Annotated in this window: 21 protein-coding genes; 5 read left to right on the forward strand and 16 right to left on the reverse strand. The window is 63.8% G+C overall.

Features of this window, described 5'->3' with window-relative positions:
- Positions 1-4 precede the first annotated feature (4 nt).
- From EJ066_RS10565 to EJ066_RS10585, 5 genes are all read left to right on the forward strand, one after another.
- Positions 5-1,012 (forward strand): ABC transporter permease subunit, encoded by a 1,008-nt coding sequence (locus EJ066_RS10565; protein WP_126037427.1) that lies wholly within the window; start codon positions 5-7, stop codon positions 1,010-1,012.
- Position 1,013: 1 nt separating this feature from the next.
- Positions 1,014-1,931 carry an ABC transporter permease subunit gene (locus EJ066_RS10570; RefSeq protein WP_126037429.1) on the forward strand — a complete coding sequence of 306 codons (918 nt, stop codon included), beginning with the start codon at positions 1,014-1,016 and terminating at the stop codon, positions 1,929-1,931.
- 2 nt (positions 1,932-1,933) lie between these two features.
- Positions 1,934-2,809 carry an ABC transporter ATP-binding protein gene (locus EJ066_RS10575; protein ID WP_126043820.1) on the forward strand — a complete coding sequence of 292 codons (876 nt, stop codon included), beginning with the start codon at positions 1,934-1,936 and terminating at the stop codon, positions 2,807-2,809.
- On the forward strand, positions 2,806-3,636 hold the full coding sequence (locus EJ066_RS10580; protein ID WP_126037431.1) for a dipeptide ABC transporter ATP-binding protein: 831 nt from the start codon (positions 2,806-2,808) through the stop codon (positions 3,634-3,636). Before EJ066_RS10575 ends, EJ066_RS10580 begins: the two co-directional genes overlap by 4 nt.
- A 147-nt stretch (positions 3,637-3,783) precedes the next feature.
- On the forward strand, positions 3,784-5,277 hold the full coding sequence (locus EJ066_RS10585) for a gamma-glutamylcyclotransferase family protein (protein WP_126037433.1): 1,494 nt from the start codon (positions 3,784-3,786) through the stop codon (positions 5,275-5,277).
- 394 nt (positions 5,278-5,671) lie between these two features.
- Here EJ066_RS10585 and EJ066_RS10590 read toward each other — a convergent pair whose 3' ends face one another.
- From EJ066_RS10590 to EJ066_RS10665, 16 genes are all read right to left on the reverse strand, one after another.
- On the reverse strand, positions 5,672-6,967 hold the full coding sequence (locus EJ066_RS10590) for a cysteine desulfurase-like protein (protein ID WP_126037436.1): 1,296 nt from the start codon (positions 6,965-6,967) through the stop codon (positions 5,672-5,674).
- A gap of 76 nt (positions 6,968-7,043) precedes the next feature.
- Positions 7,044-7,718, reverse strand: a complete 675-nt coding sequence (locus EJ066_RS10595; protein ID WP_126037437.1) for an amino acid ABC transporter permease — start codon at positions 7,716-7,718, stop codon at positions 7,044-7,046.
- 157 nt (positions 7,719-7,875) lie between these two features.
- A complete protein-coding gene (locus EJ066_RS10600) occupies positions 7,876-8,673 on the reverse strand; it encodes an ABC transporter substrate-binding protein (protein ID WP_126037439.1) in 798 nt (265 codons plus the stop codon).
- Positions 8,674-8,772: 99 nt separating this feature from the next.
- Positions 8,773-9,912, reverse strand: a complete 1,140-nt coding sequence (locus EJ066_RS10605; RefSeq protein WP_126037441.1) for an aminotransferase class V-fold PLP-dependent enzyme — start codon at positions 9,910-9,912, stop codon at positions 8,773-8,775.
- A gap of 167 nt (positions 9,913-10,079) precedes the next feature.
- A complete protein-coding gene (locus tag EJ066_RS10610; protein WP_126037443.1) occupies positions 10,080-10,808 on the reverse strand; it encodes a GntR family transcriptional regulator in 729 nt (242 codons plus the stop codon).
- Positions 10,809-11,047: 239 nt separating this feature from the next.
- Complete coding sequence (locus EJ066_RS10615) at positions 11,048-11,443, reverse strand: RidA family protein (protein WP_126037445.1); 396 nt, start codon at positions 11,441-11,443, stop codon at positions 11,048-11,050.
- A gap of 75 nt (positions 11,444-11,518) precedes the next feature.
- Complete coding sequence (locus tag EJ066_RS10620) at positions 11,519-12,667, reverse strand: acyl-CoA dehydrogenase family protein (protein WP_126037447.1); 1,149 nt, start codon at positions 12,665-12,667, stop codon at positions 11,519-11,521.
- Positions 12,668-12,900: 233 nt separating this feature from the next.
- Positions 12,901-13,713 (reverse strand): enoyl-CoA hydratase family protein, encoded by an 813-nt coding sequence (locus EJ066_RS10625; protein WP_126037449.1) that lies wholly within the window; start codon positions 13,711-13,713, stop codon positions 12,901-12,903.
- Entirely contained in the window at positions 13,710-14,180 is a 471-nt protein-coding gene (locus EJ066_RS10630; protein WP_126037451.1) for a MarR family transcriptional regulator, read from the reverse strand. The genes EJ066_RS10625 and EJ066_RS10630 overlap by 4 nt, the downstream gene beginning before the upstream one ends.
- Entirely contained in the window at positions 14,174-14,944 is a 771-nt protein-coding gene (locus EJ066_RS10635) for an SDR family NAD(P)-dependent oxidoreductase (protein WP_126037453.1), read from the reverse strand. Before EJ066_RS10635 ends, EJ066_RS10630 begins: the two co-directional genes overlap by 7 nt.
- On the reverse strand, positions 14,941-17,235 hold the full coding sequence (locus EJ066_RS10640; protein WP_126037455.1) for a bifunctional salicylyl-CoA 5-hydroxylase/oxidoreductase: 2,295 nt from the start codon (positions 17,233-17,235) through the stop codon (positions 14,941-14,943). Before EJ066_RS10640 ends, EJ066_RS10635 begins: the two co-directional genes overlap by 4 nt.
- 144 nt (positions 17,236-17,379) lie before the next feature.
- Positions 17,380-17,979 carry a VOC family protein gene (locus EJ066_RS10645; RefSeq protein ID WP_126037457.1) on the reverse strand — a complete coding sequence of 200 codons (600 nt, stop codon included), beginning with the start codon at positions 17,977-17,979 and terminating at the stop codon, positions 17,380-17,382.
- 100 nt (positions 17,980-18,079) lie between these two features.
- Entirely contained in the window at positions 18,080-18,910 is an 831-nt protein-coding gene (locus EJ066_RS10650; RefSeq protein WP_126037459.1) for an ATP-binding cassette domain-containing protein, read from the reverse strand.
- A complete protein-coding gene (locus EJ066_RS10655) occupies positions 18,903-19,790 on the reverse strand; it encodes an ABC transporter ATP-binding protein (protein ID WP_126037461.1) in 888 nt (295 codons plus the stop codon). Before EJ066_RS10655 ends, EJ066_RS10650 begins: the two co-directional genes overlap by 8 nt.
- Positions 19,787-20,635, reverse strand: a complete 849-nt coding sequence (locus tag EJ066_RS10660) for an ABC transporter permease (protein WP_126037463.1) — start codon at positions 20,633-20,635, stop codon at positions 19,787-19,789. The genes EJ066_RS10655 and EJ066_RS10660 overlap by 4 nt, the downstream gene beginning before the upstream one ends.
- Positions 20,628-21,635 (reverse strand): ABC transporter permease, encoded by a 1,008-nt coding sequence (locus tag EJ066_RS10665; protein WP_126037465.1) that lies wholly within the window; start codon positions 21,633-21,635, stop codon positions 20,628-20,630. The genes EJ066_RS10660 and EJ066_RS10665 overlap by 8 nt, the downstream gene beginning before the upstream one ends.
- Positions 21,636-21,647 lie beyond the last annotated feature (12 nt).

The following is a 21,647-nucleotide window of genomic DNA, read 5'->3' on the forward strand; positions in this document are numbered from 1 at the left end:
TACGATGCTCCGCTATCTCCTCCACAAGCTCGCCTTGATCGTTCCGACCGTGTTCGGCATATCGCTGGCGGCGTTCGCTTTCGTCCGGCTTCTGCCGGGCGACCCGATCCTGGCCCTGGCCGGCGAGCGCGGCGTCAGCCCCGAACGCTACGCGGAGCTTATCGAGCGGTTTGGCTACAACCGGCCGTATGTCATCCAGTATCTGGAGTATATCGGCAGGGTCCTGACCGGCGACTTCGGCATATCGCTCGCCACCAAGCGGCCTGTGCTCGGTGAATTCCAGGCGCTGTTTCCGGCCACGCTGGAACTGGCGACAATCGCGCTGATCATCGCCGTGCTCATCGGCATTCCCGCCGGCATCTTCGCCGCGATCAAGCGCGGATCATGGTTCGACCAGGCGACGATGGGTGTGGCGCTGACCGGCTATTCGATGCCGATCTTCTGGTGGGGGCTGCTGCTCATCATCTTCTTCTCCGGCTATCTCGGCTGGACGCCGGTTTCCGGTCGCATCGGCCTTCAATATTTCTTCAAGCCGACCACCGGGTTCATGCTGATCGACAGCCTGATTTCCGGCAAGAGTGGCGCTTTCAGGTCCGCCGCCAGTCATCTGATCCTGCCGGCGATCGTGCTGGCGACGATTCCACTCGCCGTTATAGCGCGCCAGACGCGGTCGGCGATGCTGGAGGTGTTGGGCGAGGACTATGTCCGCACCGCGCGTGCCAAGGGCTTGGCGCCGCGTCGCGTCATTGGGCTCCACGCTTTTCGCAATGCGCTGATCCCCGTCGTCACCACCATCGGCCTGCAGGTCGGCACGCTGATGGCGGGCGCCATCCTGACCGAAACGATCTTTTCCTGGCCCGGTATCGGCAAGTGGATGATCGACGCGATCGCCAAGCGCGACTATGTTGTCGTCCAGAGCGGCTTGCTGATCATCGCGCTGATCGTCATGGCGGTGAACCTGATCGTCGATGTGCTCTACGCCGTCATCAACCCACGTATCCGGGTGCAGTGAGATGACCGACCAAATCACGGCAGAAGCCACCGCCGCATCCATTCCTACCGGCGGCCGGCAACGCGCCTTCGCCGAGTTCTGGCATTACTACTCGATGAACACCGGCGCCGTCATCGGCCTGGCCGTGTTCACGGCTCTGGTGCTGATAGCTATTTTCGCACCGCTGGTCGCGCCGCATTCGCCTGACGAACAGTTTCGCGATGCGCTGCTGACGCCGCCGGTCTGGCAGGAGGGCGGCAAATCGATGTTCCTGCTCGGCACCGACGCCGTTGGCCGCGACATGCTTTCTCGGCTGATTTTCGGGGCGCGGTTCTCGCTGTTCATCGGTCTGGTCGTCGTCGTTTTCTCGCTGACCAGCGGCATCGTCCTCGGCGTGCTCGCCGGCTATTTCCGCGGCTGGGTCGATACGCTGATCATGCGCATCATGGACGTCATCCTGGCCTTCCCGTCGCTGCTCCTTGCCCTGGTTCTGGTGGCGATCCTCGGCCCCGGCCTGTTCAACGCCATGCTGGCGATTGCGCTGGTGCTGCAGCCGCATTTCGCGCGGCTCACGCGCGCGGCGGTGATGGCCGAAAAGAACCGCGAATATGTGATCTCCGCCAAGGTGGCCGGCGCCAGTCATCTCAGGCTGATGGTGAAGACGATCTTGCCGAACTGCATGGCGCCGCTGATCGTGCAGGCGACGCTGTCCTTCTCCAACGCCATCCTCGAGGCCGCGGCTCTCGGCTTCCTTGGCGTCGGCGCGCAGCCGCCGACGCCGGAATGGGGCACGATGCTCGCCACGGCGCGCGAGTTCATCCTGCGCGCGCCATGGGTGGTGACCTTCCCCGGCCTTGCCATCCTGATCACGGTGCTTGCCATCAACCTGATCGGCGATGGCCTGCGCGACGCCTTCGACCCCAAGCTGAAGAGGTCGTGACCATGCCTCTTCTCGAGATCAGGAACCTCACCGTGTCCTTCGATACGGCCGCCGGACCGTTCATGGCCGTGCAAGGCATCGACCTGTCGATCGAGCCGCGCGAGGTGCTGGCGATCGTCGGCGAATCCGGCTCCGGCAAATCGGTGGCGATGCTGGCGGTGATGGGGCTTTTGCCGAACACGGCGACGGTGAAGGCCGACCGCATGGCCTTCGACGGCATCGACCTGCTCGGGCTCGGTCCGTCCGAGCGCCGCAAGATCGTCGGCAAGGACATCTCGATGATCTTCCAGGAGCCGATCGCCAGCCTCAATCCGTGCTTCACCGCCGGCTTCCAGATCGAGGAGGTGCTGCGTTTCCATATGGGCATGGACCGTGCTCAGCGCCGGGCCCGCGCCATCGAGCTGATGAAGCTGGTCGGCATCGCCGATCCGGAAGAGCGGCTGAATTCGTTCCCGCACCAGATGTCGGGCGGCCAGTGCCAGCGCGTCATGATCGCCATCGCCATCGCCTGCAATCCGAAGCTGTTGATCGCCGACGAGCCGACCACCGCGCTCGACGTCACCATCCAGAAGCAGATCCTCGACCTTTTGGTAGGCCTGCAGGCCAAGTACGGCATGGGCCTGATTATGATCACCCACAATATGGGCGTCGTGGCCGAGACCGCCGACCGCGTCATCGTCCAGTACAAGGGCCGCAAGATGGAAGAGGCCGACGTTCTGTCGCTGTTCGAGCAGCCGAAGAGCAACTACACGCGCGCGCTTCTGTCGGCGCTGCCGGAAAACGCCGTCGGCGACCGGCTGCCGACCATTTCCGACATGCTGTTCGAACCGGCCCCCACTGTCGCGGGAACCGGGCCAGCAACGGGAGCCGCGTCATGAGCGTGACGGTTCTTGAGGGCAAGAACATCGTGCGCGACTATCATGTCGGCGGCGGCCTGTTTCGCCCCTCGCGCACGGTGCACGCTGTCAAGGGCGTTTCCTTCAGCGTCGATAAGGGCAAGACGCTGGCCATCGTCGGTGAAAGCGGTTGCGGCAAGTCAACGCTCGCCCGCATCGTCACCCTGATCGATCCGGCGACATCGGGCGAGCTCTTCATCGACGGCAACAAGGTCGACATCGCCAGGGATGGCTTGACGAAGGAAATGCGCCGCAAGGTGCAGATCGTCTTCCAGAACCCCTATGGTTCGCTCAACCCGCGCCAGAAGATCGGCGACGTGCTGGGCGAGCCGCTGCTCATCAATACCGACAAGCCGGCCGCCGAACGGCGCGATCTCGCCATGAAGATGCTGAAGAAGGTCGGCCTCGGACCGGAGCATTACAACCGCTACCCGCACATGTTCTCGGGCGGCCAGCGCCAGCGCATCGCCATTGCCCGCGCGCTGATGCTCAATCCAAGCCTCCTGGTGCTCGACGAGCCGGTCTCGGCGCTCGATCTGTCGGTGCAGGCGCAGGTGCTCAACCTGCTCGCTGACCTGCAGGACGAATTCAAGCTGACCTACGTCTTCATCAGCCACGACCTGTCGGTGGTGCGCTACATCGCCGACGACGTGATGGTCATGTATTACGGCGAGGCGGTCGAATACGGTTCGCGCGACGAAGTCTTTGCCGACCCCAAGCACAGCTACACCAAGACGCTGTTCGCGGCGACGCCGCGCGCCGACGTCGCCAGCATCAAGGCGAGGCTGGCGAGGAAGAAGGCGGCCTAGAGTCAAAACCCGACTACTCCTGAATGACCGAGTTAGCGCGAATGGACCTCCCGCGTTGCCGCGCCGGATTTTGAAAGCTCGGACTGTTGTTGAGGCTTCCGCAAACCCTTTGCAGCGCAGTGTGACGAGCATTCGCCGGAGACGATCATGTTGAAAGCTACCGAAGAGGAAATCGAGGAGGTCCGGGAATACTTTGAATGGCAGGCGCCCGACCTCGAAGTGAGCTTTATGCAGAAGGTCTACTCGGAGGCGATCCTGAACACCCGCCACGACGTGTGGGACATTCACACCAACAAGGATCGCTGGTGGGTCATAACGGGCGGCACAAACCTCTACTCTCAGGAGCAATTCCCAAATATGGACCTTGCTCTGACCTTCCATATTGGCCTGATGCTCCGTATCCCGCGTACGGAAAAACAACAGGAAGATGATCTTCGCATTCTTCCGTTCGGTCCAGTCTTCGAAAAGATGGAAGAGGCTGGAACCGCTGTGACAAAGGCGCATAACCTCTCGGACTATCAGGCCGTCGGTGTTCGCTGCCGCGAGGCGCTACTCGAACTGATCGGCGTCGCGCAGGACGCGGCAATGTGGACGAACACACCGCCACAGCGTGCGAACTTCCGCGCGTGGACCGAGGTCATTTGCAACGATCTTCTGCCGGGTGACACCAACAAAGAGCGTCGTGGGGCCCTCAAGAGTGCGCTTGAGTCCGCATGGACGTTTTCCAACTGGCTGACGCACTCAAAGTCGGCGACGTGGATTGACGCCGAGATGGCGCACTCGTTGATCCAACACGCCATCGGCATGGCGACATCATTGATCATTCGCGAGTTGCGCGGTGTGCCTTGGGAATGCCCGAACTGCGGCTCACCGCATCTCGAACCCGGACGTGGCGAGAATACTGAGGCACCCGGTGTACTCTGGGAACGACCGCAGTGCGCTGACTGTGGATGGGCTGGCAGGCCCGTTCCAATTCTCGACCTCGGGGACGGACAGCCCATCATCGCACGCGAAGGCGAAGAAACCGACGAGTGCAGCATCATGACAGTACCGCTACGCACGATCCTAAAGCCGGGAAATCCCTCGATCGAGCCGCTGAAGAACGCAGAGACCGGGCCTCCGGAGCACGTCGTCTATTTTGCTTATGGGTCCAATATGTCGACCGCCCGGTTGCGCGATCGCATGCCGAACTGCAAACCAATCGGCATCGCTACCTTGCCGGGTCATGCGCTTCGATTTCATAAGCGCAGCGTGGACGAGTCCGGGAAGTGCAACGCATTTGCCACTGGCGACGAGAATAGCGTGATCGGCGTCCTATTCAGCTTCGATCCTACCGAGCGTGCCAAGCTGGATAAAGCCGAAGGAGTCGGGAGCGGCTACGAGCACGCGACGGTCACTGTCATCAACGACAAGGGTCGCAGGCGGAAGGTTCTTACCTATCTCGCCACCCCCAACTACATCGACGATAGCCTCAAACCTTATAGCTGGTACAAGGACTTTGTCCTTGCAGGTGGCAGGGAACACGGCCTGCCGCCAGCTTATATTGCCGAATACATCCAGTCGGTTGAGGCGATCGAAGATTTCAACAAGACACGGGACAAGAAGCAGCGGGCCACGCTCCTCGGAGGTCCTGGGCTCTGAGGCTACGGCTTCGGTGCGAGTTGCCGTTCCAGACTGCGGACCCGATGTCCGCTTCTGGCGGATATTGTTGAAAAAGTCGCACGCACCGCGGAGTCGCCACAGATAATAGAATTCCGTTCCACCTTGGCTCATAGCATGGAATCAGGATTCACTTTTGGGGTCTTCTCGGAACGCCATTCTACGCAAATGCCATAGGCGGCCCCGGCGCGGACTTTTTCAACAGTATCGGCGCGTTCCTGACGTCCATTTCTCTCAGCCATTGGCGGCTGCAAGATGATCGAGTTTTGACCTTGAGCGTTTTGCAGCCAAGTGGAAGCACTCGCGCAAATGCGGCTAAAAACAGATAGAGCGAGATGCCCGGTTCAACCTAAATGCGTCTCGCTCCAGACGCCGATCAAGACAGCCTCGCGATGACGGCGCGCAGTGTCTCGCCGAAGCGCCGGACTTCCTCGATCGTGTTGTAGTGCACCAGCGAGGCGCGGATGGCGCCGCTGTCCATGGCAAGGTTCAGGCGCTTCATCAGCCGCGGCGCGTACATATGGCCGTCGCGGATGCCGATCTGCATCTCGGCCATCGCCTCGACGATTATTTGCGGCGACAGCGTGCCGATGTTGAAGCAGAAGGTCGGCACGCGCTCGCTGAGGCGGGCTTCGTCGGCGACGCCATAGATGGTTGCGCCGCAATCCTTGAGCACGGTAAGCATTTCGCGCGCCAGCACCAGCTCGTAGTCGCGGATCGCGTTCATGCCGGCGACGAGGTTGTCGCGCCGCGACCGGTTGTTCTCGGCCAGGAAGTTGCGGCCGATCGATTCGAGATAGCGCACCGCGGCATCCATGCCCGAAACATTCTCGTAGATGAAGGTGCCGGCCTCGACCTTGTAGGGCGGCTCGTCGGGAATGAAATCCTCGCGGAAGGTCGGCAGGCGTTTCAACGTCTCGAAGCGGCCCCATAGGAAGCCCATATGCGGCGAGAAATTCTTGTAGCCGGAGCAGACCAGATAGTCGCAGTCCCAGGCCTGCACGTCGATCAGCCCGTGCGGCCCGTAATGGACGCAGTCGAGGAACACTTCGGCGCCGGCCGCATGCGCGATGTCAGCCACTGACGCGACATCGACGATCGAGCCGATCGAATGCGCCGTCACCGTGCAGGCGACGAGCCGGGTTCGGTCGGAGACCAGCGGGCGCAAATCGTCGACATGGAGATTGCCGTCGTCGCGCATCCGCCACCATTTGAACTTGGCGCCGGCGGATTCGAGCGCCAGCCAGGTCGCGATGTTGGCGTCGTGGTCCATATCGGTGATGACGATCTCGTCCCGTCCCCCATTTGGGCGCTCTCCGAGCATCTGGCCGATGCCGAGGCTGACGAGGCGGATGAACGAGGTGGCGTTCATGCCGAAGCAGATTTCCGCGGGGCTATAGGCATTGATCAGCAGCGCCACGCTTTCGCGCGCATCAGCGATCGCCTGGTCGACGGTGACGCTGCGGCCGTAGCGGCCGCCCCGCTGCACATTGTGCGCGACCAGATGATTGGTCACCGCGTCGAGCACCCTTTGCGGGATCTGGGCGCCGGCGGCGTTATCCATGAAGATGAAATCGCCGGCCTGCTGCAAGGCTGGAAACATGGCGCGGATCGTGTCGACCGGGAAGGCTGCGGAGACGTCGCTCGCACTGGGGGTCTGGTGCTTGTTCAAGATGGTCTCCTGCGAAGTGCCTGACAGATGTAACATTGACAGATACGAAAATTGGCGGATGGGGAAGCTGGCGGCGTCAGCGGGTCTTTTCGGTTTTGAAGCGGCGTTCCAGCAGGCTGACGAGACGGACCATCGGCCAGAGAAAGATGAGATAGACCAGCGCAGCGCCGATCAGCGGCGAGGGGTTGGCGTAGAGCGACTGCGCGTTGGTCGCTTCCTTCAGCAGTTCGGGCAGCGCCACGGTGGAGGCAAGCGAGGTGTCCTTGAACATCGAAACGCAGTTGCTGGTCATCGGCGGAATGACCACGCGGATCGCCTGCGGCAGCACCACCTTGCGCAAGGTCAGTAAAAACGGCAGGCCGAGTGCCTGCGCCGCCTCGAATTGGCCGCGCGGAATGCTCTCTATGCCGGAGCGGAACACTTCTGCCGAATAAGCCGCCATGATGATGGCGAATGCCGTTACCGCGGAGGTCCAGGACGACAGGCGTATGCCGAGGAACGGCAGCGCGTAGTAGATCAGGATCAGCACGACCAGCACCGGCATTGCCCGGAAGATATCGATATAGCCGACCGCCAGCAGCCGCAGCGGCTTTGGCGCATAGAGCCGCATCAGGCTGATCACCAGGCCGACGGGGATGCCGATGCCGATGCTCAAGAGCCCGAGCAGCAGCGTGTTCAGGAAGCCGCGCAGCAGCGCGGGCAGGCTGGAGATCATGACATCGGCGTTGAAGAAGGTCTCGAGCAGCGACATGGGGAGCATTCCCGAAAGATTTGGCGTCCCGCAACGCTAAAGCATACTCCGAACCCCGAAATCGGCCTTCGGAGCGGATCATGCGTGAAAGTCGAAGGACGACGGCGGCTCCATGAGATTGGGCCGGCGTGGAAAGCCGGCACAATCTCGGCATAGCTCAGGCCTTCGGCACCGGCATTTCCTTGACGGTCGAAGAATCGGCGGGCGCGTCGCTGCCGAACCACTTCATGTGGATCGCGGCCAGCGTGCCGTCCTTCTTCATCGCGGTCAGCGCGTCGTTCAGCTTGCCCAGCAGCGGGTGGTCCTTGGCCATCATCAGTCCGTACTGCTCGCCGGTCTTGATACGCTCTTTTACGGCGAGATCCTTCATCTTGGTGAAGGCGTATTCCAGGCCAGGAACGTCGCTGACCGCGGCATCGACGCGACCGGCGCTGAGATCGAGCAGCAGGTTCTGCTGCGTGTCGTAGCCCTTCACCTCGCTGAACCCGCCGGCCTCCTGGTGCTGCTTGGTCCAGGCTTCCCCGGTCGAGCCGGACAGCACGCCGATGATCTTGCCCTTGAGATCGGCCTCGGCCTTGATCGGGCTGTCTGCCTTGGCGGCGATGCCCATGTCGGAATCATAATAGGGCTGCGTGAATGCCTGCGACTTCAGCCGCTCCGGCGTGATCGTGATCGAGGAGATGGCAACGTCGATGCGCTTCGACGTGGTGGCGGCGAACAGCGCCTGAAATCCGAGATCGGCGATTTCCGTGGTCATGCCGATACGCTTGGCCGCCTCGTTGACGATGTCGACTTCGAAGCCCTCGAAGGTGCCGCTTTCGTTCTTGTATTCGAAGGGCGGGTTTGTCGGATAGGCGCCGACGTTCAGCACGTCCGCGGCATAGGTGGTGGCCGGGCCGGCGGCAATGCCGATGGCGGCAGCGAGAAGAAGCAGGTTACGGCGAGTGAAGCTCATTTTCGTTCCCTCTGGTTCGGCCACTCCCTGTGGCGCTTTCCACTTCCACCCCTTTCAGCGCCGTATTTCCGGACGCTGCAGGCGAGGCGGCGCCTGAAGTCAGGACGCGCGGCGGTGCCGCGTGCCGATCAACCGTTGCAGACGCTCCAGCAGTGCGTCCACCGCGTCGTCCGTGGTGACCATGCCGGGTGACAGCCTGAGCGTCGCGCCGCGCGCGTCGCAGTAAAGTCGCTCATCGCGCAGCGTCGACACTGTCCTCACCGGGTCGACGCCTTGCGGCAAGGTCAGCATGATGCTGCCGCCGCGCTCGTCTGGATCGAGCGGCGAGCGGACCGCCCAGCCATTGTCCAGCGCGCAGCCTATGATGCGCTCGGTCATGCTGGCGTTCTGTGCGCGGATAGCGTCGACACCTGTCTCGGCCACCCATTCGAGGCCGGGCAGCGATGCGACGCTGGCCAGGATGGCCGGCGTGCCATGGTCGAAACGCCGCGCATCGTCCGCATAGGCAAAACTGTCGAGATCCCACGAAAATGGGTTTGGCTGGCTGAACCAGCCGCGCAGTTCCGGCCGGCATGTTGCCAGGAGATCGGGCGCCACCTGCAGGACGCCGGCGCCCGAAGTGCCGCACAGCCATTTCAATGAGGTCGAGACGACGAAATCGACCGGCGTCTTCGCAATCGAGAAGGGCGTCACGCCGACGCCTTGCGTAATGTCGACACCGACGATGCTGCCCATCTCCCGGCCATGCTCGGCAAGCCGCGCCACGTCGCAGCGGTGCGAGGCTGTCGAGGTGACGAAGGTCAGCAAGGCAAGGCCGACATCGTCCTGCCAGCGGGCGATGAAATCCTCGTCGCGCACCCAGCTCTCGCCGGCCCGCAGCGGCACGGTGTCGAGCGTAAAGCTGAAGCGCTCGGCAAGTCCGGCAAGCAGGAAGTGCAGGCTCGGAAAACAGTCGGCCGCGACCAGCAGGCGTTTTCCCGCCAGCCGCTCGGACGGCAGCGCGCCGATCAGGCTGTAAAGGGCCGATGTGACGTTCTCGGCTGTGGTCAGGGTCCCCTGTGGGGCATCGATCAGCGAGCCCCAGGCATCGATAAAGCGCTGCCGCGCGGCAAGGGCCGCCGGCCACTGGCCGTCATCTTCCGCCGACCAGATGTTCGAGAATTCCGACAGGGCAGCAGCCATGCGCTCCGCCTTGCCGGGAAACGTTCCGATCGAATGGTAGAGAAAATAACCAGACACTGCGCTTTGCTCCCTGTGATCATGTGATCACAAAACGAAATATGGATCAATCGCTGCCGGCGAAGAAATACGATTCAATCGGGAAATCGGGGCGATTTTTTCCGACCGCGAGCGGTCGCGGATCGGCACTTTCCGGCGTCGATTTAGCGTTTGACCGCGGCGGAGCTTCAGGAGGCCTTGCCGAATCCGGCGAACTCGATTGGCTTGGGTTCGGGCATGTCGGGGCAGATCGCGCGCAGCGTCTCCTGCGTCGTCGTGATGTCTGCAACCACCTCTTCGCGGGCTCGGGGGAAATCGCGATCCTTCAGCGCCGCGATGATCGCCGTGTGCCGCCCGGAAGGCTCCATCGTGCCGGCGCGCATCAAAGGTGCGACATGGTTTGACAACAGCCGCATATAGGGCCCGAAGCGCAGCCACAGCGTCTCGATCAGCTGGAACAGCACGTCGGAACCGGAGGCGCGGTAGATGATGAAATGGAACTGCTGGTTCTTGGCGATCAGCTCGTAGATGCTGCCGTTGCGCCCGATCGCCTGCTGGTCGGCGGTGATCTGCTGCAATATGGCTATGTCGGAAGCGGTCAGGCGCGGCGCCCCGAGTTCGGCGGCCAGCCCCTCCACGGCGACGCGCGCTCGGCAGAGGTCGTCGAGCCGCGCGCGGGTGACGACCGGCACGCAGGCCGAGCCGTTCTGCGATATCTCCAGCGCGTTCTCGGCGGCGAGCCGGCGCAAGGCCTCGCGCACCGGCATGTTCGAGGTGCCGAAGGCTTCCGCCAGCGAGGCAATGGTCAGCACCTGGGCCGGATCGAAGCTGCCGACCATCAGCGCATGCCGAAGCTGCTGGTAGACACCATCCTGGACGGTCACACGTCCCGATACCGGTTCAAATCCCAGAGCCACGGTTTCGCTTTTCTCCGACAGAAGCTATGTGCAAACAGCACACTGTGATCGCCCAGCCGAAGCGGGCGTGATCATCTGATCACAGATTGGGCGAACAGCCAAGGCTCCTTGCCGGCCAAGCCAAGCAATGACGTTCGATCGAAATCAGACGTCGTCCGCTCGAACGTCGCTGCGGCCCAACTTCGACGATTGATCGGCCACACCGGGCGCGACTTGCATCGTCCAACCAGCGTCGAGCCTCACTCCGGGATGACCGCCGTCGCCTGGATCTCCACCTTGGCGCGATCCTCGACCAGCGCCATCACCTGCATGGCGGCCATGGCCGGAAAATGTCGCCCGATGACCTCGCGATAGGCTTCGCCGATCCCTTTGAGATTGGCCAGATATTCGGCCTTGTCGGTAAAGTACCAGGTCATCGAGGTGATATGCTCAGCCTTGGCGCCGGCCTCGGCGAGCACGGCGACGATGTTGGCAAGCGTCTGGCGCACCTGGCCGACGAAATCATCGGTTTCGAATTGGCCTTGCCCGGTCCAGCCGACCTGGCCGCCGATGAAGATCAGCTGCCCGCGCGCGGCGACGCCATTGGCGTAGCCGACAGGTTTTGCCCAGCCTTCCGGCTGCAGGATGGTGTGCATATCAAGCCTCCCGATAGTCAAATCTGGTTCGCGGTATTCGGAATTCGAACCAGTCCAATCCGCAATTTCTCGGCCTCAGGCCGCTCCCATCACCTGCCTGGCGATGACCACCTTCTGCACGTCGGACGCTCCCTCATAAATGCGCAGCGCGCGGATCTCGCGATACAGGCTTTCGATGATATGGCCCTTGCGGACGCCGTCGCCGCCATGCAGCTGCACCGCCTTGTCGATCACCTCTTGCGCCTTGTCGGTGGCGAACAGCTTGGCCATCGCCGCTTCGCGGGTGACACGTGCCGCCCCCATGTCCTTGGTCCAGGCGGCGCGATAGACCAGCAAGGCGGCGGCATCGACATCCAGCGCCATGTCGGCGATATGGCCCTGCACCATCTGCAGCTCGGCCATCGGCGCGCCGAACAGTTTGCGCTCGGCCACTCTGCCGATGCTTTCGTCCAGCGCGCGCCGGGCAAAGCCGAGCGCCGCCGCCCCGACCGTCGAGCGGAACACGTCGAGCACCGACATGGCGATGCGGAAACCGTCGCCCGGCCGGCCGATCAAGGCCGAGGCCGGAACGCGGACCTCGTCGAAGGAGAGGCGTGCCAGCGGATGCGGCGCGATCACCTCCAGCCGCTCGGCGATGGTCAGGCCCTTGGTCTCGGCCGGCACGATGAAAGTGGAAAGCCCTTTGGCGCCCGGCGCCTCGCCGGTGCGGGCAAAGACGATGTAGAGATCGGCTATGCCGCCATTGGAGATCCAGATCTTTTCGCCCGACAGCACATAGTCGTCGCCGTCACGCGCGGCGGTCATCTCCATATTGGCGACATCAGATCCGGAGCGCGGCTCCGACAGCGCGAAGGCGGAAATCGCCTTGCCGGCGCGCGTCTTCGCCAGCCAGCGCTGCTGGTCCGGCGTGCCGAACAGGCTCAGCGCGCCGGTGCCGAGCCCTTGCATGGCGAAGGCGAAATCGGCCAGTCCGTCATGCCGGGCCAGCGTCTCGCGCGTCAGGCACAGCGCGCGCACGTCGAGCGGTCCGGGATTGTCCGTGTCGAGCGCCGTTGGTTTCAGCCAGCCGTCCTGGCCCAACTTCGCCACCAGCGCGCGGCAGGCGGCGTCGACATCGTCATGATCGACCGGCAAATTCTTGGCGCACCAGGCGTCCAGTCGTTCGGCCAGCTCGCGATGGCGGTCCTCGAAGAACGGCCAGTCGAGGAAGGAGCGGTCAGGCATTGGGTTTGCCTCCGCTGTCCTTCAGGCCTAGCGCTCTACGGCGCCCCCTCTGTCCTGCCGGACATCTCCTCCACGAGGGGGGAGATTGGCAGCTCCGCCCGCAGCGCCTTTCCTGCAACGCTGGCGATTGGCGAAAGCAGTGGTGACGTCCAATCTCCCCCCAAGTGGGGGAGATGTCCGGCAGGACAGAGGGGGGCGCTGTCCCGCCAACATCTCCGTTAAAACGACCATCCTCAATCCCCTTCGAACACCGGCTTCTGCTTGGCGACAAAGGCCTGATACGCGCGCTCGAAATCGCCGGTCTGCATGCAGATCGCCTGCGCCTGGGCTTCCGCCTCAATCGCCTGGTCGAGGCCCATCGACCATTCCTGGTTCAACTGCGTCTTGGTGATGCCGTGGGCGAAGGTCGGGCCGGAAACGATACGCGCGGCCATGTCGAGCGCGTCGGCCTCGAGCGTCGCCGCATCGACCAGCCGGTTGTAGAAACCCCAGCGCTCGCCTTCCTCAGCGCTCATCGTCCGGCCGGTGTAGAGCAGCTCGGCGGCGCGGCCCTGGCCGATGATGCGCGGCAGGATCGCGCAGGCGCCCATATCGCAGCCGGCGAGACCAACGCGGGTGAACAGGAAGGCCGTCTTGGCTTCCGGCGTAGCGATGCGGATGTCGGAGGCCATGGCGATGATGGCGCCGGCGCCCACGGCCACGCCGTCGACCGCCGCAATGATCGGCTTGCCGCAATTCAGCATCGCCTTGACGAAATCGCCGGTCATTCGGGTGAAGGCGAGCAGCGCCTTCATGTCCATCGTGACCAGCGGGCCGATGATGTCGTGAACATCGCCGCCGGAGCAGAAATTGCCGCCATTGGGCAGGAACACCACCGCATCGACGTCGTCGGCATAGACGAGATCGCGAAATGTGTCGCGCAGTTCGGCATAGCTGTCGAAGGTCAGCGGGTTCTTGCGCTCCGGCCGGTCGAGCCGGATTGTTGCGATCTTGCCTTCGACCTGCCAGAGGAAATGCTTCGGCTTGCGGCCGGCCATTTCAGTCATTCCCGTCCCTCCCAGTTGCTGCGGAAGGAATTCAGCATGCCGGTCAGCCGGCGCGCCTCGTCCTCGCTCACATTGCCCAGCAGCTCGCCGATCCAGCTTTCATGCGCGGCGGCGATCACGGCGAAAGCCTTCGATCCTTCTTCGGTCAAGCGCACCATCGAGGTGCGGCGATCGCCATTGCGCCGGGCGCGGGTAACGAGTCCTTCCGAAACCAGCCTGTCGACAATGCCAGTCACATTGCCGTTGGACACCAGCAGGAACCGCGACAGGTCGCTCATCAGCATACCTTCCGGCACGCGATAGAGTGCCGCCATCACGTCGAAGCGCGGCAGCGTGGTGTTGAACTCCTGCCGCAGGCGCTCGCGCAATTCGGCCTCGATGCTACGCGAGGCGCGCAGCAGCCGCACCCACAGGCGCAGCCGGTCCTTGCCGGGTCCGGATGGCGCGGGCAGGGGGCCGGCTACCATGTCTCGCCTCCCGAGATCGAGATCGTCTGCCCGGTGACCGATTGGGCGGCGTCGCCGCACAGCCACAAGACGGCCGCTGCAACCTCTTCAGGCTGGATGAAGCGGCCTTGCGGGTTTGTCGAGGCAAGGCTCGTCCTTGCTTCTTCAACCGAGCGGCCGGTCTTTTCGACGATGCGCTGGACGGAGCTTTCCAGCATCTCGGTTTCGACGAAGCCCGGGCAGACGGCGTTGACCGTCACCCCGGATTTGGCGGTCTCGACCGCCAGCGCCCGCATCAGACCAACGACGCCATGCTTGGCTGCCACGTAGGCCGCGACATAAGGATAGCCTTTCAGGCCGGCGGTCGACGCGACGAATATGATACGGCCTGTTTTCCGCGCGGCCATGCCGGCCAGCGCCGGCTTCACCGTCAGGAACGCCCCGGTCAGGTTGACGTCGAGCGTGCGCTGCCAGTCCGCGAGCGATGTCCGCTGTGCCGGGGCGCTGCCGGACATGCCGGCATTGGCGACGACGATATCAATCGGCCCGCGCGCCGCTTCCGCCTGGCTGTAGAGGGAAGCCATTTCCGCCTCGTCGGTCACATCGGCAGCGATTCCGAAAATGCGGTCGCTTTCCCCAGCGACCTCGGCAAGCGCTGCCTCGCGCCGGCCGCAGATGGTCACGTCGATGCCGGAGCCGGCCAGTGCCAGCGCGATAGCGCGGCCGACGCCGGAGCCGCCGCCGGTGACCAGCGCGTGCCGCGCTGTCATCGTCGCGGCGCTCATACTTTCAGCCCCGCTGCCGCGTCGCGTTCGGCCAGCCGATAGATCTGGTCGCGGCCCGGCAGATAAGGGTCCGGCCATTTGACGCCGCGGTCCCCGAGCGTGACGGCTGCATGCAGCGTCCAGTAGGGATCGGTGAGATGCGGCCTTGCCATGGCGACGAGGTCGGCGCGGCCGGCCATCAGGATCGAATTGACGTGGTCCGGCTCGTAGATGTTGCCGACCGCCATGGTCGCCATGCCGACCTCGTTGCGGATGCGGTCGGAAAACGGCGTCTGGAACATGCGGCCATACACCGGCCTTGCCTCGGCCGAAGTCTGGCCGGCCGACACATCGCAAATGTCGACGCCGGCCTCATGTAAGAGCCGCGCGATCTCGACCGCGTCGGCTGGCGTCACGCCTTCGATGCCGACCCAGTCATTGGCGGAAATGCGCATCGAAACAGGCTTCTCCGCCGGCCAGGTAGCGCGCATCGCATGGAAGATTTCCAAGGGATAACGCATGCGGTTTTCGAGCGAGCCGCCATAGGCGTCCGTGCGCCGGTTGGTGATCGGCGTGATGAAGGAGGACAGGAGATAGCCATGCGCGGCGTGGATCTCGAGCATGTCGAAGCCGCAACGATCAGCCATCTCGGCCGAGGCGACGAACTGGTCGCGCACCAGATCCATGTCGGCGCGGTCCATCGCCTTCGGTACCTGGTTCTCAGGCGACCATGCCACCGCCGACGCCGCCATCACAGGCCAGTTGCCTGCTGCCAGCGGCACGTCATTCCCTTGCCAGCCGAGCCGGGTCGAGCCCTTGGCGCCCGAATGGCCGATCTGGGCGCAAATCTTCGCCTCGGTCTCGGTATGGACGAAATCGACCAGCCGTTTCCAGGCCACCTCGTGTTCGGGCGCGTAGAAGCCGGGGCAGCCTGGCGTGATGCGGCCTTCCGGGCTGACGCAAGTCATCTCGATGTAGATGAGGCCGGCGCCGCCCTTGGCCCGTTCGGCATAATGGGCGAAATGCCAGTCTGTCGGGCAGCCGTCGACGGCCTTGTACTGCGCCATCGGCGAGACGACGATGCGGTTCTGCAGCGCCATGTCGCGCAGCCGGAACGGCGCGAACATCGGCGCGCGATGCAGGCTGTTGCTGCCGGCGCCGGCCTGGCGCTGGAACCACTCTTCGGCGCCGGCCAGCCACTCGGCGTCGCGCAGACGCAGATTCTCGTGGCTGATGCGTTGCGAACGTGTCAGCAGCGAATAGTTGAACTGGACCGGGTCGAGGCCGAGATAGCGCTCGACCTCCTCGAACCATTCGAGCGAATTGCGCGCCGCCGATTGCAGTTTCAGCACTTCAGTGCGGCGGGCGTCTTCATATTTGCGGAAGGCGGCCTCGAGGTCCGGTTCTGACTCGACATAGTCGGCCAATGCCACCGCACTTTCCAGCGCCAGCTTGGTGCCGGAGCCGATCGAGAAATGCGCGCTCGCCGCCGCGTCGCCCATCAGCGCCAGATTCTTGTAGGACCAGCGCTCGCACAGCACGCGCGGGAAATTGATCCAGGCCGAACCGCGGATATGGTTGGCGTTGGTCATCAGCGCGTGGCCGCCGAGGTGCTTGGCGAAGATCCGTTCGCACACCGCGATCGATTCCTGCTGCGACATCGCGCCGAAGCCGAAGCGCTCCCATGTCTGTTCGCTGCATTCGACGATGAACGTCGCGGTATCCTTGTCGAACTGGTAGGCATGCGCCCACACCCAGCCATGCTCCGTCTTCTCGAAGATGAAGGTGAAGGCATCGTCGAACTTTTGGCTGGTGCCGAGCCAGACGAACTTGCATTTGCGGGTGTCGATATCGGGCTTGAACACGTCGACGAAGGCGCCCCGTGCCTTCGAGTTCAGACCGTCGGCGGCGACCACCAGATCGTGGCACTCCATATAGGGTTTGGGATCGTCAATATCGGTTTCGAAGACCAGCTTGACGCCAAGCTCACGCGCCCGCCGCTGCAACAGGATGAGCAGCCGCTTGCGGCCGATGCCACAAAAGCCGTGGCCGGTCGAGACCGTGCGCACGCCGTCATGGATGACGGCGATGTCGTCCCAATAGGCGAAATGCTTCCTGATCCAGACCGCGCTGACCGGGTCATTCCCTGCCAGATTGTCGAGCGTCTCGGCCGACAGCACGACGCCCCAGCCGAATGTGTCGTCGGCGCGGTTGCGCTCGAACACCGTCACCTCGTGGGCGGCGTCCCTGAGCTTCATCGAAATGGCAAAGTAGAGGCCGGCTGGTCCACCGCCGAGAACCGCAACCTTCATGCGTGCGATCTCCTCTTCGCTTTCTGTCCGTAGTATTGCGCCTGAGGTAAATTATTTCAAGCTTGAAGTTTCATAATTGAAGCGATTTGCCTCGGATGCCTGTGGCGTGCCTGCGGTCAGACCCGCAAGCACGCGTTTGCCGGATCATTTTTCCGGGGTCTTCGGGCTCCACAGCACCGTCTCCGCGTCCTTTTCATAGGCCATGCCGTTGGGATAGCTGATCGCTTCCAGCTGCAGACCCCACGGCGCCTGGAAATAGAGGATGGTCTGGCCGGCGGCCGGCCCTTCGGTGACCGGCAGCGGACCCATTCGCGTTTTGACGCCCTTTTCGTCGAGATAGGCTTTTGCGGCGGCGATGTCGTCGACATAGAACGCGATGTGGAATCCGCCGATGTCGCTGTTGCGGGCCCGCAGGTCCCTCTGGTCGGGCGCGGTATATTTGAACAGCTCGATATTCGACCCATGGCCGCAGCGGACCAGGGTGATTTCCTCGATCACCGCCTTGGGGTCGACGCCCAGCAGATCCTGCATGAACGTGCCTTTGTCGTCGGCGAACGGGCCGAAGGATATCGCCTTCTTGCAGCCCACGACCTCGGTGAAGAAGTCGACGGCCTGCTTCATGTCGGGCACCGTAACCCCGGTGTGATCGTGCCCGCGCATGCCGGGAATGGAGCCGGCGGAAGCGGTGCCGATGCTGGCCAGGACGGCGGCTGCAAGCGTTGCGTTTCGGAGTGCATTGTTCATCTCGGTCATCCTCTCGCGGGACATGGGTGACTTGCCGGGGCGCACGCCCGAGGCCCGCTCTTCGGCGTGCGAATGAGATAGACGATCGCTGCGGCCGCTTTCATGTCGGCACCTTCGCCGCGGGCAGCAGCCAGTCGGCATCGATCTCGGGCAGCGGAATGGCGGCGAGGAGATCGCGCGTGTAGGCCTGTTGCGGGTTGTCGAACAAGGCGTCGGTGGCGCTGGCTTCGACGATCGCGCCTTCGCGCATGACGATCACCTGCCGGCAGAGCCGCCGGATCACCGACAGGTCGTGGCTGATGAAGGCGACGGTCAGGCCCATTTCGGCGGCCAGCCTTTCCAGCAGCGTCAGGATCTGCGCCTGGGTCGACACGTCGAGGCCGGAGACGATCTCGTCGGCCAGCACGAATTTCGGCGACAGCGCCAAGGCGCGGGCAATGCCGACGCGCTGGCGCTGGCCGCCCGACAACTCGTGGCGATAGCGGCTGGCGAAGCTTTGCGGCAGGCCGACGCGCTGCAAAGCCTCGGCGACACGCGCCTTCAGATTGTCGCCAAACCCGTTTTGCCTGAGCGGGGCGGCGATGATGCTGAAAATCGTGCGGCGCGGATTGAGCGACGACATCGGATCCTGGAAGATCATCTGCAGGTTGCGGCGCAGCGGCCGAAGTTCCGCCTCCGGCAGATGCGTGATGTCGCGGCCGTCGAAAATGATGCTGCCGGCGCTGGGTTCCAGCAGCCGCACCAAGGCGCGGCCGAGCGTCGATTTGCCCGATCCGGATTCGCCGACGATGCCGGTCACCGATCCCTTTGGCAGGTCGAAATCCAGCCCTTTCAGGATCTCGGCCATCGGCGCCCGGCCGATCAGTGGCTTGCGCGTCATGTCGGGCAGCGCGACCTTCAGCCCGCGCACGGAAATGAGCGGCTCAGCCATGCGGCCGCCTCCATGCCTGGTCGGCGGCGGCGATCTCCGCCGCCAGTCCGGCCAGCACCTTTTCGTCCACCGGCTTCAGCGAGGCGAACGGATCGGTGTAGCGCGGCGTGGCCGCCATCAGCGCTTGTGTGTAGGGGTGCCGCGGCGCGGCAAACAGTGCCGTCGTCTCGGCCTCCTCCACCACCTTGCCGGCGTAGAGCACGGACACTTTCTGGCTGATCTTGGCGACGACGCCGAGATCGTGGGTGACGAACAGGATCGCCGTGCCGTGTTCGCGCTGCAATTGCGCGATCAGCCGCAGGATCTGCTTCTGTACGGTCACGTCGAGCGCCGTGGTCGGCTCGTCGGCGACGATCAGCCTTGGCTCGGCGGCGAAAGCGGCGGCGATCAGCACGCGCTGGCGCATGCCGCCGGAAAGCTCGTGCGGATAGCTTTTGGTGACACGGTCCGGATCGCGGATCTGCACCTCGTCCAGCAATTGGCGGATACGGGCGTCGGCTCGCTGTCCGCTCCAGCCGAGGATGCGCACCAGCCGGTCAGTCATCTGCGGGCCGATGCGGCGCGACGGGTTGAGCGCGGTCAGCGGGTCCTGCGGGATCAGCGCGGTGCGGGCGCCGATCAGCGTCCGCCTTGCCTTTGGCTGAAGCCGGCCGAGATCCTCGCCCTCGAGCAGCATGTCGCCTTCGACGATGCGCACGCTGGGCGGCAGCACGCCGAGCATCGCCTTGCCGATCATCGTCTTGCCTGCGCCGCTCTCGCCGACCAGCGCGCGCACCTCACCTGGTTGAACGGAGAGCGACACCGAGCGCAGCACGCGCGCGCCATTCGGCAGCACGGCGCTCAAGGAGCGGATGTCGAGGCAGGATCTCGCCGCACTCATCGCAGCACCGGATCGAAACGGGCCTTCAGGCCCTCGCCGAACTGGCTGAACGACAGCACCGTCAGGATCAGCGTGACCAGCGGAAACACCAGCACCCACCAGGCCTGATGGATCGACAGGCGGCCCTCGGCGATGATGCCGCCCCAGGTCGGATCGTCGGTCGAGATCGACAGATTGACGAAGGACAGGATCGCCTCGACGATGACGGCGATGCCCATTTCCAGTGACAAGAGGGCCACGATCGACGGCACCACATTGGGCAGCACCTCGCGCAGCATGATGCCGAGGCGGCCATAGCCGGCGATGCGGGCGTTCTCGACATAGTCCATGCGCGCCTGGCCCATGGTCTCGGCGCGGATCACTCGGCAGAAGCGCGTCCAGTCGATGACCGCGATGGCGATGATGACCGAGCTCAAGCCCGTGCCGAGCACGGCGACCAGCAGGATGGCGAACAGCACCGGCGGAAACGCCATCCAGACATCGACGATGCGCGAGATGATGCGGTCGGCCCAGCCGCCGAAATAGCCCGCGATCAGCCCGAGCGTCGAGCCGACCAGGCAAGCGGCCAAGGCCGCCGCGAAGGCGACGATGAAGGCGATGCGGGCGCCAAAGATGAGCCGCGACAGGAGATCGCGGCCGAGGCTGTCGGTGCCGAGCCAGTAGCCCGGCTCGGCACCGCTCATCCAGAACGGCGGCAGGCGTTCGAACATCAGATCCTGCGCCAGCGGATCCTGTGGCGCCACCAGCGGCGCGAAGAGCGCGGCAAGCAAAGCCAGCAGCAGCCAGCCGCCGGCCAGCCACAGCCTTGCGCCCGAGCCATGTCTTGAGATGCGGCCGTCATCCATAGCGCAGCCTCGGATTGAGCAGCGCGTACATCATGTCGACGGCAAGGTTGATCAGCACGAACAGCAGCGCGAAGACCAGCACGATGCCCTGGATCAGCGGCAGGTCGCGGTTGATGACGGCGTCGATCGCCATGTTGCCGAGACCTTCATAAGAAAACAGCCGCTCGACGATGACCGTGCCGCCGATCAGGAAGGTGAACTGTACGCCGACCAGGGTCAGCGTCGGCAACGCGGCATTCTTCAGCGCTTCACGCAGGATGACCTGCGTTTCCGAAAAGCCCTTCACCCGCGCCAGCACGGCGTAATCGAGATCGAGCACCTCCTTCAGCGACTGTTTCAGCAGCTGCGAGATGATCGCTGCGAGCGGCAGCGCGAGCGCAATCGCTGGCATCAGCATGTGCGCCAGAAGATCCCTGGTCAGGTCGAAGCGCAGCCGCACCAGGCTCTCGAACAGGTAGAACTGGGTGACGAAGGGCAGGTCGAGCTGCGGCGACACCCGGCCGGAAATGTCGAAAACCGGCACCAGCACCCCAAACAACAGGATCAGCACCAGGCCCCACAGGAAATCGGGAATGGAAAGCGCCGCGCCGCTGGCGATGTCGATGCCGGCCTCGACCGCAGTGCCGCGTTCGCGCGCGCCGAGGATCGCCGACGTGCCGCCGATCGCCAGCGCCATCAGCAGGGCTGTGATGGCGAGTTCCAGTGTCGCCGGCAGCCGGTTGAAGACCAGCGCCAGCACGTCTTGCCTGAGCGAGATCGAGGTGCCGAAATCGCCTTTGATGACGCCGGACAGCCAGATGAAGAACTGCTCGACGATGGTCTTGTCGAGCCCATAGAGCGCACGCAGCCGGGCGATGTCGGCATCGGTGGCGCCGGGCGGCAGCATCATCGCGATCGGATCGCCTGGCGCGACGCGGATGACGACGAAGACGACGACGGCGACGCCGAACAGCGTGATCGCCATCGTCAGCAGGCGGATAAGAAATCTTTGCAGCAGCATTCTGGCGTCGGC

The organism is Mesorhizobium sp. M9A.F.Ca.ET.002.03.1.2 (genome assembly GCF_003952365.1).
In the GTDB taxonomy this organism is placed as follows: Bacteria; Pseudomonadota; Alphaproteobacteria; order Rhizobiales; family Rhizobiaceae; genus Mesorhizobium.